Source organism: Pseudoxanthomonas sp. CCNWLY206-1 (assembly GCF_039710385.1).
In the GTDB taxonomy this organism is placed as follows: domain Bacteria; phylum Pseudomonadota; class Gammaproteobacteria; order Xanthomonadales; family Xanthomonadaceae; genus Pseudoxanthomonas_A.
Genome location: NZ_JBDKXI010000001.1, coordinates 424,335 through 439,619, shown reverse-complemented (window position 1 = coordinate 439,619; position 15,285 = coordinate 424,335). Strand labels below are relative to the sequence as shown.

At 61.3% G+C, this 15,285-nt stretch carries 11 protein-coding genes; 5 read left to right on the top strand and 6 right to left on the bottom strand.

The annotated features are described in order from the left end of the window. Window positions 1-25 precede the first annotated feature (25 nt). Together mnmA and hflD are read left to right on the top strand one after the other, a co-directional pair. Window positions 26-1,147 (top strand): tRNA 2-thiouridine(34) synthase MnmA, encoded by a 1,122-nt coding sequence (gene mnmA / locus AADW18_RS01820; RefSeq protein WP_337341633.1) that lies wholly within the window; start codon window positions 26-28, stop codon window positions 1,145-1,147. Next, window positions 1,144-1,755 carry a high frequency lysogenization protein HflD gene (gene hflD, locus AADW18_RS01815; RefSeq protein WP_337341632.1) on the top strand — a complete coding sequence of 204 codons (612 nt, stop codon included), beginning with the start codon at window positions 1,144-1,146 and terminating at the stop codon, window positions 1,753-1,755. The genes mnmA and hflD overlap by 4 nt, the downstream gene beginning before the upstream one ends. 131 nt (window positions 1,756-1,886) lie before the next feature. Here hflD and acnB read toward each other — a convergent pair whose 3' ends face one another. The 3 genes from acnB to AADW18_RS01800 form a co-directional block, all read right to left on the bottom strand. Next, entirely contained in the window at window positions 1,887-4,472 is a 2,586-nt protein-coding gene (gene acnB / locus AADW18_RS01810) for a bifunctional aconitate hydratase 2/2-methylisocitrate dehydratase (protein WP_337341631.1), read from the bottom strand. Window positions 4,473-4,537: 65 nt separating this feature from the next. Continuing rightward, the gene (locus AADW18_RS01805) at window positions 4,538-4,942 is read right to left on the bottom strand and encodes a type II toxin-antitoxin system VapC family toxin (RefSeq protein WP_337341630.1); all 405 of its coding nucleotides are present in this window, start codon (window positions 4,940-4,942) and stop codon (window positions 4,538-4,540) included. 5 nt (window positions 4,943-4,947) lie between these two features. Continuing rightward, entirely contained in the window at window positions 4,948-5,193 is a 246-nt protein-coding gene (locus AADW18_RS01800) for an AbrB/MazE/SpoVT family DNA-binding domain-containing protein (protein WP_337341629.1), read from the bottom strand. 288 nt (window positions 5,194-5,481) lie between these two features. On the opposite strand from AADW18_RS01800, the gene acnA reads away from it, so the two are divergent. After that, the gene (gene acnA / locus AADW18_RS01795) at window positions 5,482-8,268 is read left to right on the top strand and encodes an aconitate hydratase AcnA (RefSeq protein WP_337341628.1); all 2,787 of its coding nucleotides are present in this window, start codon (window positions 5,482-5,484) and stop codon (window positions 8,266-8,268) included. A gap of 201 nt (window positions 8,269-8,469) precedes the next feature. Here the strand turns inward: acnA and AADW18_RS01790 are convergent, their stop codons facing one another. Continuing rightward, window positions 8,470-8,913, bottom strand: a complete 444-nt coding sequence (locus tag AADW18_RS01790) for a nuclear transport factor 2 family protein (protein ID WP_337341627.1) — start codon at window positions 8,911-8,913, stop codon at window positions 8,470-8,472. 144 nt (window positions 8,914-9,057) lie between these two features. Here AADW18_RS01790 and AADW18_RS01785 point away from each other — a divergent pair, with 144 nt between their 5' ends. Together AADW18_RS01785 and AADW18_RS01780 are read left to right on the top strand one after the other, a co-directional pair. Beyond that, window positions 9,058-10,743: a long-chain fatty acid--CoA ligase gene (locus tag AADW18_RS01785; protein WP_337341626.1), complete on the top strand. Its 1,686-nt coding sequence runs from the start codon at window positions 9,058-9,060 to the stop codon at window positions 10,741-10,743. 250 nt (window positions 10,744-10,993) lie between these two features. Beyond that, complete coding sequence (locus tag AADW18_RS01780) at window positions 10,994-11,866, top strand: crotonase/enoyl-CoA hydratase family protein (RefSeq protein ID WP_337341625.1); 873 nt, start codon at window positions 10,994-10,996, stop codon at window positions 11,864-11,866. A 127-nt stretch (window positions 11,867-11,993) separates the two neighbouring features. On the opposite strand, the gene AADW18_RS01775 is transcribed toward AADW18_RS01780, so the two are convergent. Then, complete coding sequence (locus AADW18_RS01775; RefSeq protein ID WP_337341624.1) at window positions 11,994-14,186, bottom strand: response regulator; 2,193 nt, start codon at window positions 14,184-14,186, stop codon at window positions 11,994-11,996. A 3-nt stretch (window positions 14,187-14,189) separates the two neighbouring features. Beyond that, the gene (locus AADW18_RS01770) at window positions 14,190-15,275 is read right to left on the bottom strand and encodes a two-component system response regulator (RefSeq protein WP_337342101.1); all 1,086 of its coding nucleotides are present in this window, start codon (window positions 15,273-15,275) and stop codon (window positions 14,190-14,192) included. Window positions 15,276-15,285: the final 10 nt, after the last annotated feature.

Here is a 15,285-nt window from a genome sequence, read left to right as displayed (position 1 = left end):
GCTTCGAAGATGTTTCGGTGAGCGTATGACGTCGACGCCTCGAGTGATTGTCGGTGTTTCGGGCGGGGTAGACTCGTCCGTAGCCGCCATGCGTCTGGTGCAAGCAGGCGAGCCGGCCGCGGGATTGTTCATGCAGAACTGGGCGGATGACGGTACTGGCGAATGCCGGGCCGAAGATGATCGCCGTGATGCGGTGGCGGTGTGCGGCAAGCTGGGCATTCCTTTCCACTTCCGCGATTTTTCATCGGAATACTGGCAAGGCGTATTCGAGCACTTCCTGGCCGAATATGCAGCGGGACGTACGCCCAACCCGGACGTGCTGTGCAACCGTGAGGTGAAGTTCAAGCACTTCCTGGACGCGGCGCGCGAACTGGGTGCCGAACAGATCGCTACCGGTCACTATGCCCAGGTGGTCCAGTCCGGCGGACGCTGGCGGCTCTTGCGCGGCGCCGACCGTAGCAAGGACCAGAGCTACTTCCTCCACCAGCTGGGCCAAGCACAGTTGGCAGCGACCCGCTTCCCCATCGGCGACCTGCGGAAATCCGATCTTCGCCGCATTGCGCGCGAAGCCGGACTGCCGACACACGACAAGAAGGATTCCACCGGCATTTGTTTCATCGGCGAACGTGATTTTCGCGAATTCCTTGGCCGCTATTTGCCCGCCAAGCAAGGCGAGATGCGCGACCCGCAAGGCCAGAAGATCGGTGAGCATCCGGGTGTTTTCTATTTCACCCTTGGCCAGCGCGAAGGACTCCAGATCGGCGGCGTGCGCGGGCGACCTCAGGCGCCGTGGTACGTGGTCGGCAAGGATGTCACCCACAATATCTTGTACGTGGACCAGGACACGCACAGCCCATTCTTGATGTCGCAGCAACTCTGGTCCGAAACCGCCCACTGGATCGCAGGCGCGCCACCCGCGCGGGCTTTCGAGTGCATGGCACAAACGCGTTATCGCCAGGCCGACGAACCCTGCCATGTAACCGTGGCCGACGACGGCACGTTGTCAGTGCGCTTCCCTCACTCCCAACGTGCGGTCACACCTGGACAATCTTTGGTGTTGTATGACGGTGAGGAGTGCCTGGGAGGCGCTGTGATCGCCGCCACCGACGCCCCTCTTGAAAGACGTATCGCGGAGCAAGCTGCTTGAGTCATAAATTTTCCGATCGTGTGCTGGCCTTGGCCGGTTTGGCGCAGGCGCTGCAACAAGTCCGGCGCATTGCCGAAACCGGGCAGTCGGAGGTGTCTGTGGTCAGGGCTTCGCTCGACAGCGTGTTTCGCATTGATGCCGCCACGCCGCTGGATGTCTACGGAAGCGTCCCGGATGTCTCGGCCGGCTTACGGCTGCTGCGGGGTTACCTGGGCAACGAACCACGCGATGAAAGCCTGCTTCGCCTGGCAATGTCGGTGCTGCAACTGGAACGGCGCTTTTCCAATGAGACCGAAATGGTCGCCGCGGTTGGCGATGGCGTTACCGGCATCGCGTCGCAGGCGCGTGAGCTGGGCAGCATCCACCCCGACGTACTGTCCGCATTGGGTGGGCTCTACGCCGATACCATCAGCCATTTGCGGCCGCGCGTCATGGTGCAAGGCAATCCGCATTACCTTGGACAGCCCGGCGTGGTGGCGGAGATCCGAGCCATCCTGCTGGCGGCCGTGCGTTCGGCGGTGCTGTGGCGGCAGCTGGGCGGGAGTTACTGGGACTTCTTGTTTTCGCGCCCGGCCATGAAGGATGCGGTCAACGATTGGTTGCGGTGACATAGAGCGCTTTTCAGCAATTAGGGTCTTTTAAGTAGAACGGAGCTTGCTCCGCTCTACCAGAGCAGCCAAAGCAGAAACAAAAAAAGCCCGGCATTGCCGGGCTTCCTTTTTTTGGGGCCTGATGCGGATCAGGCCGCGACGGTGTCGGCCACGTCCTTGTAGTCCTGGATCTGGTCGAAGTTCATGTAACGGTAGATTTCCGCGCCATTGGCGCTAAGCACGCCCATGTCGGCCATGTACTCGGCCTTGGTCGGAATACGACCCAGACGCGAACAGATGGCGGCCAACTCGGCCGAACCCAGGTACACATTGGAGTTCTTGCCCAGGCGATTGGGGAAATTACGGGTGCTGGTGGAGAACACGGTAGCGCCCTCCTTCACCTGTGCCTGGTTGCCCATACACAGCGAACAACCCGGCATTTCCATGCGCGCACCGGCGGTGCCGAAGGTGCCGTAGTGGCCTTCCTTTGTCAGCTCGGCTGCGTCCATCTTGGTCGGTGGTGCGACCCACAGCTTGGTGGGAATGTCGCGCTTGCCTTCCAGCAGCTTCGAGGCTGCACGGAAGTGACCAATATTCGTCATGCAGGAACCGATGAAGACTTCGTCGATCACTGCGCCCGACACTTCCGACAACGTCTTCACGTCGTCCGGATCGTTCGGGCAAGCGACGATGGGCTCGTGCACGTCGGCCAGGTCGATCTCGATGACAGCGGCGTATTCGGCGTCGGCATCGGCCTTGAGCAGCTGCGGGTCGGCCAGCCAGGCTTCCATTGCCTTGATCCGGCGGCCGATCGAACGCGCATCGGCGTAGCCTTCGGCAATCATCCACTTCAACAGCGTGATGTTGCTGTTGATGTATTCGATGATCGGCTCCTTGTTGAGGTGCACGGTGCAGCCGGCGGCGGAGCGCTCGGCCGAAGCATCGGACAACTCGAACGCCTGCTCCACCTTCAGATCCGGCAGACCTTCGATTTCCAGGATGCGGCCGGAGAAGATGTTCTTCTTGCCCTGCTTGGCGACCGTCAGCAGACCGGACTTGATGGCGTACAGCGGGATCGCGTTGACCAGATCGCGCAAGGTCACCCCCGGCTGCATTTCACCCTTGAAGCGCACCAGCACCGATTCCGGCATGTCCAGCGGCATCACACCGGTAGCCGCGGCGAACGCCACCAGTCCCGAACCTGCCGGGAACGAAATGCCCACCGGGAAGCGCGTGTGCGAGTCGCCGCCAGTACCGACCGTGTCGGGCAGCAGCATGCGGTTGAGCCAGCTGTGGATCACGCCATCGCCCGGGCGCAGCGAAATACCGCCGCGGTTGCTGATGAAGGCTGGAAGTTCATGATGCGTCTTGACATCGACCGGCTTCGGATAAGCCGCGGTGTGGCAGAACGACTGCATTACCAAGTCAGCGCTGAAGCCCAGGCAGGCCAGGTCCTTCAATTCATCGCGAGTCATCGGGCCGGTGGTGTCCTGCGAACCCACCGAAGTCATCTTCGGTTCGCAATAGGTGCCCGGGCGCATGCCCTTCCCTTCCGGCAGACCGCAGGCACGGCCCACCATCTTCTGTGCCAGGGTGAAGCCCTTGCCGGTATCGGCAGGAACCTGCGGCAAGCGGAACAGTGTCGAAGGCGGCAGGCCCAGCGCTTCGCGCGCCTTGCTGGTGAGACCGCGGCCGATGATCAGCGGAATACGGCCACCGGCGCGTACTTCGTCGAACAGCACGTCCGACTTCACCTGAAATTCCGCGATGACCTGGCCGTCTTTCAGCGCCCTGCCGTCGTACGGGCGGAGTTCGACCACATCGCCCATGTTCATTTGCGACACGTCGAGTTCGATCGGCAGAGCACCGGCATCTTCCATGGTGTTGTAGAAGATGGGGGCAATCTTGCTGCCCAGGCACACGCCGCCGAAGCGCTTGTTCGGGATGAAGGGAATGTCTTCGCCGGTGAACCACAGCACCGAGTTGGTGGCCGACTTACGGCTGGAGCCGGTGCCGACCACGTCGCCGACATAGGCGACCAGGTGACCCTTCTCTTTCAGCGATTCGATGAAAGCGATGGGACCGCGCTTGCCATCTTCTTCCGGGGTGATGCCGTCGCGCTTGTTCTTCAGCATCGCCAAGGCGTGCAGCGGAATATCCGGACGCGTGGTCGCGTCGGGCGCGGGCGACAGGTCGTCGGTGTTGGTTTCGCCGGTCACCTTGAACACGGTGACGGTCAGGCTTTCCGGAACTTCGGGACGGCTGGTGAACCACTCCGCATCGGCCCAGCTCTGCAGCACCGCCTTGGCATTGGCGTTGCCTTTCTCAGCTTTCTCCTGCACATCGTGGAAAGCGTCGAACATCAGCAGGGTTTTCTTCAAGGCTCCGGCAGCGATGGTGCCGACCTGGGCATCGTCCAGCAGTTCAACCAGCGGATGGATGTTGTAGCCGCCCAACATGGTGCCCAGCAGCTCGGTGGCGCGTTCGCGGGTGATCAGCGAGCACTTCTCGGTGCCAAATGCGATGGCAGCCAAGTAGGACGCCTTGACCTTGGCGGCATCGTCCACACCGGCGGGAACACGGTGGGTGATGAGTTCTACGAGGAAGTTTTCCTCGCCGGCCGGGGGCGCCTTCAGCAGTTCGATGACATCCGCAGTCTGCTGCGCCGACAACGGCAGCGGCGGGATGCCCAGCGCGGCGCGCTCGGCAACGTGGTGGCGGTAGGCTTCCAGCATGGTTGGCTCCGGTTTGCGGGGTGTAAGTTGTGGGGTGAGTACGGGGTAGCGTTTCGACAGCAACGTTATTCGGCAACAGGCACGATCAGCTTCAATCCCTTGAAGTAATCGCGGTAGAAACGATCGTCACGTGTGATCAGGCCATTGCACTGAAGCAACGCATGGGCGCCGATCAGGAAATCGGGAACCGCGCGCCCCTGGGTGGCGTGGCGCTGGCGGTAACGGCGCTGCATCTCGCCTGCGCGCAACGCGGACTTGGCTTCCAATGGGCTGAAACGGATGCTCATTTCCTCCAGTACCGCCAGCGCTTCGGATCCGTCGCGCAAGGCGCTACAGACTTCGGCCAGGGCCGCATCGCTGATCACCACCGGACCGACGCTCAGGCATTGACGCAGGCAGGCCTCGGCAGCATCCGCCTGCGGACCATTGGCCAGCAGATCGATCAGCACAGAGGAATCAATGGCGATCACGGAGCTCAGGCGTCCGTGGGTTCGCCGGGCGCGCGGCCGCGGATGGTGCGCAAGGCTTCATCGGTACTATCGAAACCGTCCAGCTTGAAACGGCCGCGCGCACGGGAAATCGCGTCGTCCACGCTCTTGCGCAACACAATGCGGCTGCCTTCCAGTTCGACCTTCAATACGCTGCCCTTGGTCAGGCCCAGCGCGTCGCGTACGGCCTTGGGAAGAGTGATTTGCCCGCGTTCGGCAACGGTGGCTTCCATTTGAGGGCTCCTCGGTATGCGCGCATAATACATACTTTTCCATGCATACTCAAATTCGATGGAGCGAAAAGGACGATACTCCCCGCATGGATTGCCATAGCCAAACCACCGTTTCTATCGTGCCTTCCACCGGCTACATGCGTTCGATGCGACCTCTGGACAGCACACTTGGCCGGTCATCGAATTGGCGGATAATCGGCGCAACCATTCACAAGACGGCTGGATCACGGTCGCTACGCTGCGGCTATCCGTCTTCTTCCCTCTCCCAAAGCTACAGGAGCCTCCGCAATGAGTGATTCCTTCGCCACTCGTTCCACGCTGGACGTCAACGGCACGTCATACACCTATTTCAGCCTTCCCAAGCTAAGGCAGCGCCTGGCTCCGGCGGCGGCGGCAGGCCCGGCGTTCGCCCACCTGCCCTACTCCATGAAGATCCTGCTGGAGAACCTGCTGCGCTGCGAGGATGGCGTCACCGTCACGCCCGAGCACATCCAGGCGGTAGCTCATTGGGACGCGAAGAAAGAGCCGGATACCGAAATCGCCTTCATGCCAGCCCGTGTGGTGCTGCAGGATTTCACCGGCGTGCCCTGCGTGGTCGACCTGGCAGCGATGCGCGATGCGGTAGTCAAGCTGGGCGGCCGCCCCAACCAGATCAACCCGCTGATTCCATCGGAACTGGTGATCGATCATTCGGTGCAAGTGGATTCGTTCGGCAGCGCCGACTCGCTGGACCTCAACGGCAAGATCGAGTTCGAACGCAACAAGGAACGCTACGGCTTCCTGCGTTGGGGCCAAAAAGCGTTCGATAACTTCAAGGTGGTGCCGCCGAACACCGGCATCGTCCACCAGGTGAATCTGGAAAACCTGGCGCGGGTGGTGATGACCACCGAACGGGACGGCGAACGCTTGGCCTATCCGGACACCGTTTTCGGCACCGACTCCCACACCACGATGATCAACGGCATCGGCGTGCTGGGCTGGGGCGTGGGCGGCATCGAAGCGGAAGCGGCCATGTTGGGACAGCCTTCGTCGATGCTGATCCCGCAGGTGGTCGGCTTCAAGCTGACCGGCCGGTTGCCGGAAGGCGCCACGGCCACCGATCTGGTGCTGACGGTGACGCAGATGCTGCGCCAGCTGGGTGTGGTGGGTAAGTTTGTCGAGTTCTATGGCGATGGCCTGCAGCACCTGCCGCTCGCCGATCGCGCCACCATCGGCAACATGGCGCCCGAGTACGGCGCCACTTGCGGCATCTTCCCGATCGATGAGGAATCGCTGACTTATTTGCGGCTGTCTGGCCGCGATGAGGACCATATCCGCCTGGTAGAGGCCTATGCGAAAGCGCAGGGCCTGTGGCATGACGCCAACACCCCGCATGCCGAATACAGCACGAGCTTGCATCTGGACATGGGGGATGTACGGCCCTCGCTGGCAGGTCCCAAACGGCCGCAAGACCGCGTACTGCTGACCGACGTGCAGCGGAATTTCCGCGACAACCTGGTGCCTTTCGCCGCGACGCGCGAAAAGAATGGCGTGGCCGAAGCGCGGCTGGAAAGCGAAGGCGGCGGCACCGCTATCGGCAACAAGGAGGTGCTGCCCAAAGGCCGCGCACAGATTCAGATCGATAGCCAGAGCGTGGAATTGAAGGATGGCGCGGTGGTGATCGCGGCGATCACTTCATGCACCAACACGTCCAATCCAGCGGTGATGCTGGGCGCAGGTCTGCTGGCGCGCAACGCTGCCGCCAGGGGGCTGACCCGCAAGCCCTGGGTCAAGACATCGTTGGGGCCAGGTTCGCTGGTGGTGACCGACTACCTGAAGAAAGCCGGCTTGCTGGATGAACTGGAGAAGATCGGCTTCTACGTCGTCGGCTACGGCTGCACCACCTGCATCGGCAACTCTGGTCCGCTGCCTACCGAAGTCAGCGCGGGCATTGCCGCCGGCGACTTGGTGGTGACCTCGGTGTTGTCGGGTAACCGCAATTTCGAAGGGCGCATCCACGCCGAAGTGAAGATGAACTACCTGGCTTCGCCGCCGCTGGTGGTCGCTTACGCCATTGCCGGCACTACCGACATCGACCTGACCAGCGAACCCTTGGGCGTCGGCAGCGATGGGCAGCCGGTGTATCTGAAGGATATCTGGCCCAGCAACAAGGAAATCGGCGACTTCATCGCCAAGACCATCGGGCCGGAAATGTTCAAGAAGAACTACGCGGATGTGTTCAAGGGCGATACCCGCTGGAACACCATCGCGTCGCCCGATGGCGAACTGTATGCCTGGGATGGGGACTCCACTTACATCAAGAATCCACCCTACTTCGAAGGCATGACCATGGAAGTCGGCAGCATCGCCGACGTTCATGGCGCGCGCGTGCTTGGCCTGTTCGGCGATTCCATCACCACCGACCACATCTCGCCGGCCGGCAATATCAAGAAGGATTCACCCGCAGGCCGTTTCCTTATGTCACGCGGCGTGCAGCCGGCGGACTTCAACAGTTACGGCTCCCGCCGCGGTAACGACGATGTGATGGTACGCGGCACGTTCGCCAATATCCGCATCAAGAACCTGATGTTCGGCGGTGAGGAAGGCGGCAACACTTTGTATTTCCCGCAAGACGGCGGCGCACCCGAAAAGCTGTCCATCTACGATGCGGCGATGAGGTACAAGGCCGACCGGGTTCCGCTGGTGGTGTTGGCCGGCAAGGAGTACGGCACCGGCTCGTCGCGCGACTGGGCAGCCAAGGGCACCAACCTGTTGGGGGTCAAGGCGGTATTCGCCGAAAGCTTCGAGCGCATCCACCGGTCCAACCTGGTCGGCATGGGCGTGCTGCCTTTGCAGTTCATCGAAGGCCAGAACGCAACGACGCTCGGGTTTGACGGGTCGGAAGTCTTCGACATCACCGGCCTGCAGGATGGCGCCTCCAAAGTCGCCACCGTATCGGCCAAGAAATCCGATGGTCGGGAGGTGCGATTCCAAGCCAAGGTGATGCTGCTGACGCCCAAGGAAGTGGAATACTTCCGTCATGGTGGGCTGTTGCATTACGTACTTCGTCAGTTGGCCACGCAGCGGGCAGCGTAGCGGGGTTTACTTGTAGAGCGGAGCTGCGCCCCGCGGTTTTGTCGCGCCGATAGCGAAGAGGTCGTCGCAACGGCAGGTGGTAGCGAATAGCCGATTGTTCGGCTGTTGTTGATTGCTGGAAAAAAAGCAGCGGAGCAAGCTCCGCTCTACGCCCGCTATTCGTTATGGTTTGCTATCGGCGCGGCAAGATCGCGGCGCGCGCTACTCGGTTTGCCAATCGGCGTAATAGACACGCCACTCGCCATCCTCTTCCCGCCATCCACTGGTGATGGCGTAGGTCTGTGCCCGCTCCGGCAAGAAACGCCCGCCACCGCCGGTCAACAAGACCGAGCATTTGACGGTGGCGTGATCGCCTTGCAGCTGTATATCCAATGGGCCGCGAGTCACGCCAAGGGATGCGTTGCCCAACATCTGCAGACGCAACAGATTGTGCAGCGCAGCACGATCCATTCCATTCTTCCCGGCAAAGTCCGTGCTGACACCGGCCAGGAAATCATCCGTGCGCCTCTCCTCGACCGCCGTCTGCATCTGTTCGAATTGCTGTTTCAGCCGTTGCTCCGGCGAGGTTTGACTGCAAGCAGCCAACAGCCAGCACAGCAGCCACGCGGCACTCCAAGCCAACGGCCGCCGATGGATAGCGTCCATTAAGTGACATATCCGATTCACGTTTTTCAATCGCTTCGCCTTTTCCATCCGTAACGGTATGCTCCCCCTGTAGCACCCACCCGGCGCCCGAGTTCACGGGCGTCGGAACCAAGCCAAAAAAAGACCCTGGGGAGGGAGCAGAAGATGAGTCAGGAGCGTCCATGGTTCAAGAGCTATCCGCAAGGCGTCCCACACGAAGTGGATCTGGACGAATACCGCTCCATCGTTTCGGTGCTCGACACGGCGATCGAAAAATTCCGTGACCGGCCTGCCTTCACCAATTTTGGCAAGGCTTTGACCTATGGCGAAATCGATACGCTGAGCCGTCGCTTCGCCGCTTACCTGCTTGGCGAGCTGAAGCTGAAAAAGGGCGACCGCGTCGCCATCATGATGCCCAATTGCCTGCAGTATCCCATCGCCATTTTCGGCGTATTGCGCGCAGGCTTGACGGTCGTCAACGTCAATCCGATGTATACCCCGCGCGAGTTGAAGCACCAGTTGAACGATTCCGGTGCGGTCGTGCTGCTGGTGGTCGACAATTTCGGCAAGACCGTACAGGAGGCCATGACGGGCACGCCGCTCAAGCACGTGATCACCACCGGCCTCGGCGATCTGGTCGGATTCCCAAAAGGAACGGTGATCAATTTCGTATTGAAGTACGTCAAGAAGCTGATCCCCGATTACGACATTCCCGGCACAGTCCGCTTCAAGGACACGCTGACCCTCGGCCAGTTGCACACATTGCCGGAGGTGGAAATCGATCCGGACGATATCGCCTTCCTGCAGTACACCGGCGGCACCACCGGCGTATCCAAGGGCGCCATGCTGACGCACCGCAACCTGGTGGCGAACATGCAGCAGGCCGGTGTCTGGATCGGCAATGGTCTGGACTACGGCAATGAAGTCATCATCACCGCATTGCCGCTGTACCACATCTTCGCGTTGACGGCGAACTGCCTGGTTTTCATGAAACTGGGCGGCCTCAATCACCTGATCAGCAATCCGCGCGACATGCCCGGATTCGTCAAGGAACTGCAGGGCACGCGCTTTACGGCGATCACCGGCGTCAACACGTTGTTCAATGGATTGCTCAACACGCCGGGTTTCGACAAGGTCGATTTCTCGAGCCTAAAGTTGACACTCGGTGGCGGCATGGCCGTGCAACGCGCCGTGGCGGAGAGGTGGAAGAAAGTCACCGGCGTGCCCCTGATAGAGGCCTATGGACTGACCGAGACCTCACCTGCAGCCTGTATCAATCCCATGGATTTGAAGGAATACAACGGCGCCATCGGCCTGCCTGTTCCGTCTACCGACATCTGCCTGAAGGATGACGACGGCAATCTGGTCCCCTTGGGGGAAGTCGGCGAGCTTTGCGTCAAGGGTCCGCAGGTGATGAAGGGCTACTGGCAGCGCCCGGAGGAGACCGCCAAGGTCATCGATGACGACGGCTGGCTGCATACCGGTGATATGGCCAAGATGGACGCGGAAGGATTTTTCTACATCGTCGACCGCAAGAAGGACATGATCCTGGTGTCCGGCTTCAACGTGTACCCCAATGAGGTCGAAGACGTCATCGCCGGTCTCGATGGTGTGCTGGAAGTGGCTGCGATCGGCATCCCGGACGAAAAATCCGGCGAAGCGGTCAAAGTGTTCGTGGTCAAGAAGGACCCTTCCCTCACCGAAGATCGGATCAAAGCCTATTGCCGCGACAATCTCACCGGCTACAAGCAGCCCCGGTACATCGAATTCCGCACCGAACTGCCTAAAACCAACGTGGGCAAGATCCTTCGCAAGGAGCTGCGAAACCCGCCTCCCGCCGGACCGAAGTGAGTCAAACCAAGGCCGGCGCAATGCCGGCCTTCTTAATTGGCCGGCGTCAACTTTAGGGCTATTTTCTAGACGTACGTCACAGTTTAAGAAAATGGTCGGGCATAGACATGTCTAGTGCCGGAATGGCCGCGAATGAGCCGTCTTTTAACTCTTCGTTCAGGTGTAGGATCGGCGCGTGCTGTCACACATCACACTTTTAATGTCGAACCCGCAGCCGACTCTGCGACCTACCCTGCCAAGGAAAATCCAAATGAACAACATCGAAAAACTGCAACGCACCCGTTCCTTCCCCACCATTCGCGTCGAGTCGGAACCCAGCGGTGACTCCCACTGGATGTACATGCATGCCGACGCCGCGCCGGGTGTGCGGCCGTGCTTCCGCAGCCAGATGCTGGACGACGTGCTTAGCTTCATGAATTCAATCACGCTGCGCGAATCACAGCGCCAGTCCGGCAAGTTGCGCCACCTGGTCGTCGCTTCCGCGGCGCCGGGCGCTTTCAATCTGGGCGGTGATTTGGGACTGTTCTCGCAACTGATCCGTGAGAACAACCGCGATCGCCTGCTCGGCTACGCGCGCCGCTGTATCGACGGCGTGCATCATCTCAATACCGGCCTGGGCGGCGACGTCCGCACTATCGCGCTGATCGAGGGTGACGCATTGGGCGGCGGCTTGGAAATCGCCCTGGCCTGCCACACCATCGTGGCCGAAGAAGGCGTCGACATGGGGCTGCCGGAGGTACTGTTCGGTCTGTTCCCGGGCATGGGCGCCTACTCGTTCCTATGCAAGCGCGTATCGCCGCAGGTAGCCGAGAAGATCATCCTGGACGGCAACATCTACACCAGTGATGAGCTGTACCGCCTGGGTGTTGTGGACGTGCTGGTACCGAAGGGCCACGGCGCGGCCGCGGTGCAGGAACTGATCAACAAGCACCAGCGCGCACCGCATGCGTATCTCGCCATGAATGCATCGCGCAACCTGGCACAGCCGGTGGGTTACGACGAACTGATGGGTATCACCGAAGTGTGGGTGGATACCGCGCTGGCCTTGGGCGATAAATCCTTGCGCATGATGGAGCGCATCGTACGTGCACAGGAAAAGCGCTCGGGGGCGCGTGCGGCTTAAGAGCCTGAGAGCTATCACCCAAGAGAAGTCGGTCGCATCATTCGACCTCTCGTTTTAAATCATCAGGGGGAGTTCCCACCGGCAAGTACCGGTGGGACAGTGGCTAACGAGCCATCACGCCTCGCGCTCAATTGCGCTCGCTGTCTTGTTCGACGGCGGCGGTACGTACGCGTTCACGTGCTTCAAGCGCAGCGCGGCCATGGCTCAAATGCGAATTGAGCGTGGCCAATCGCTGGCGCCATTCACGGTTGATCTGCCAGTCCGCCAGCCGCATCAGTTCGCCACTGGCCGACGCCAGCTTGACCAGGCCCAAGTTGCTGGCGACGCCCTTCAGGGCATGCGCATGTTCACGCAGATGCTCACCGTCGCCCCGCTCCATTGCGTGCGCCATGGCGCCGATGCAGCCGTCGGCATCGTTGAGGCATTGGCCAATGAACTCACGCTCGAAGGCCTCGCCCATTCCCAACGCGGTCAACTCGTCCAGCACGCTGACATCCAGCACTCCGTCCGACATCGGGCTTTCATTGCGCGGGGTCGGCATGTTGGCGCCGATCGATGCACGATTGTTGTTGGCGAGATCGGCCAAGGCGTCCAGCAAGCGGGTTGCCATGACGGGTTTGGCCAGGAAAGCGCGCGCACCGGCTTGTTCGCAACGTTGAATCGATTCGGGCGTGACATCGGCGCTCAGGATCAGCACCGGTGTGCGGCTGCCGCTGCCGGCTTCCATCACACGCAGCTGCTTCAACAGATCCAGGCCACTGATGCCCGGCATGTGCAGGTCGCAGATCACCGCGTCGTATTCGGCGGATTCCAATGCGTTCAACACGTCTTCGCCACCGTTCACGCTGGTCACCTTGTGACCGGCTTTCTGCAATAACCGCTGCAATACCATGCGGTTGGCTTCATGGTCGTCCGCGACCAGTATCTGCATATTGCGGACACGTGCGCGATGACGCAGGAAGGGGTCGGAGAAGGCAATGATGTTTTCCGCGCCTTCCGGAATGGCCGAATCCTCGAGCCAACCCACTGGTGCCTGCACCGATGGCGCCGCGACCGGAACCTGGACCAGGGCGAACGGCAGCTCCACCCAGAAGCAGCTTCCCCGTTGCTCAGTGCTCTCAAAGCCGATGCGGCCGCCCATGGCCTCGGTCAGGCCCTTGGCGATGGTGGTGCCCAACCCCGTGCCGCCATACCGGCGCGACAGACCTGCGTCGGCCTGCTCGAACGCTTCGAACAAACGCGTCCGCACTGCCAGCGGAATGCCGATGCCGGTGTCGGTCACGGTAAAGCGCAGACGGATCTGCTCGCCTTCGGACGGCGCGATGGCGACGTCTAGCCGGACTTCGCCGAAGTCGGTGAACTTGACGGCATTGCCCGCCAGGTTCAGCAGGACCTGCCGCAGGTGGCCGGCGTCGCCGCGCAGCTTCGCGGGAACCGCTCCATCGATACGCGCTTCATACCGCAACTGCTTGGCGCGTGCCTGCGGCAACAGGATCAAGCCGATACTTTCCACCAGTTCCTGCAGCGAGAACTCAACCAGGTTGAGCTTCAGCTTGCCCGCCTCGATGGCCGAGATATCCAGCACATCCTCCACCAGCGCCAGAAGGCTGCGCGTGGAGGCTTGGATGGTGGACAGGCACTCGCGCTGCTCGCTGTCCAGTCGCGTCGTCGCCAGCAGCTCCGACATTCCCGACAAACCGTTGAGCGGAGTGCGGAATTCGTGGCTCATATTGGCCAGGAACCGGCTCTTGGCTTCGTTGGCGCGGCGTGCTTCCTCGGTGGCGCGGGTCAGATCGCGCAGCAGGCCGGACAGATACATCGGCACCGCGATCAAACCCAGCAACAGACCGATGCCCAAGGTCAGATTGCGCTGCCAGTAGTCGCTCAGTACCAGTACGCCGCCGAACGCCACGCAGGCCATCGCCACCGCGATGACCAGGTAACGATTGCCATAGCGCAGACCGTTGCCCACCGTGACCCACATCAGCACCACATAGGCCCAGGCCAACGCCTCGCCCATGCCGACCATGGCGGCAGCCATCAGGCCGTAATCGGCCATCATGCCCAGGGCGCGGTGCACATGGGATTTACCCGGCCGCGCTAGCAGCCACGCAAATATACCCAAGCCGTTCGCCAGACCCGACAACACGATCGCCAGGACGACAGCGTATTCACCGGGTGCCAGCGCGGCACGCGAGGATGGCAACAAGGCGTAGGCCAGGATCAGTGAGATCAGGCCGATGCGGACCAGTGCCTGTCCATGCTCGCTGTCAGGGCGATTGGCCAGACGGTTTTTTACCCAAGCGGACAGGTTGTTCATGGCTCACTCCATCCCTGGACGGCTCTGCACCGTCGAGAAACGATCGCATATGTCGTCCAGCCGGACTCGGCCGCGGATCAGCGCATCCACGCAACCTGGATCGAACAGACGGCCACGCTGGGCGTACAGGTAGGCCAGGGCCGCGTCTTTCTCCCAGGCCTTCTTGTAGGGGCGCGGCGAGATCAAGGCGTCGAATACGTCTGCCACTGCCACGATCCTGGCTTCCAGCGGGATTTCCTCACCCACCAAACCGTCAGGATAACCACTGCCGTCGTAGCGCTCGTGATGACGCAGCGCGATCAGCGCGCCGGTCTGGATGAAACGGTTCTGGCTGCCGGACAGCAGCTCATGGCCAATCTTGGGATGGCGACGCATGACTTCGGTTTCTTCCGCAGTCAGCGGGCCGGCTTTCATTAATACCGAATCGGGGATGGCGATCTTGCCCATGTCATGCAGCGGCGCTGCCATTTCGATGGCACGGACCTCGTCTTCCGGCAGTCCCAGCTGTTCGGCGATCAATCCGGCGACGTGTGCCATGCGCTCCAGGTAGGCGCTGGTGCCGCTGTCGCGGAATTCGATGGCGCGCGCCAGGCGCGACAGCGTTTCGCGTTCGCGCTCTTCCACCTCATGCATGCTGGAGAGCAGCCGTTGCTCCAGCGACAAAGCGCGTTGCTTGACGTTTTCCGACTGTTGTCGCAGCTGAAGCAGGTTGCGGCAACGTGCACGCAGTTCGCGCGGCCGTACGGGCTTTACCAGGAAATCGATGACGCCGGCTTCCAGGGCGGCCTGGCGTATCGGCTCATCGCCAACCACCGTGACCAGGATGATGGCGATGTCGCGGTGCATCGGCAGCCGACGGAACCGGCGGGCGAATTCCAGCCCATCCATTCCCGGCATGCGGTAGTCCAAAAGCAGCAGATCCGTGCGGTTCTGTTCGCACCAGCTCAAGGCTACCTGGGGATCGCCGAAGTCATGCACGGTCAGTTCCGAGGCGATGTCCTCGATAACGTGGCGCAGCATCGTGCGCGCAGACGTCTGATCGTCGACGATGACGATGTTCAATGCGCTTCCTACCCCTTGAGACCACATCAGGTGGCTG

Bases quoted from the DNA above. Each gene is read 5' to 3' on its own strand.
- AADW18_RS01770 (WP_337342101.1), bottom strand. From the start codon at position 15,275: ATGTGGTCTCAAGGGGTAGGAAGCGCATTGAACATCGTCATCGTCGAC.
- mnmA (WP_337341633.1), top strand. From the start codon at position 26: ATGACGTCGACGCCTCGAGTGATTGTCGGTGTTTCGGGCGGGGTAGAC.
- AADW18_RS01780 (WP_337341625.1), top strand. From the start codon at position 10,994: ATGAACAACATCGAAAAACTGCAACGCACCCGTTCCTTCCCCACCATT.
- AADW18_RS01790 (WP_337341627.1), bottom strand. From the start codon at position 8,913: ATGGACGCTATCCATCGGCGGCCGTTGGCTTGGAGTGCCGCGTGGCTG.
- AADW18_RS01800 (WP_337341629.1), bottom strand. From the start codon at position 5,193: ATGGAAGCCACCGTTGCCGAACGCGGGCAAATCACTCTTCCCAAGGCC.
- acnA (WP_337341628.1), top strand. From the start codon at position 5,482: ATGAGTGATTCCTTCGCCACTCGTTCCACGCTGGACGTCAACGGCACG.
- AADW18_RS01775 (WP_337341624.1), bottom strand. From the start codon at position 14,186: ATGAACAACCTGTCCGCTTGGGTAAAAAACCGTCTGGCCAATCGCCCT.
- AADW18_RS01785 (WP_337341626.1), top strand. From the start codon at position 9,058: ATGAGTCAGGAGCGTCCATGGTTCAAGAGCTATCCGCAAGGCGTCCCA.
- acnB (WP_337341631.1), bottom strand. From the start codon at position 4,472: ATGCTGGAAGCCTACCGCCACCACGTTGCCGAGCGCGCCGCGCTGGGC.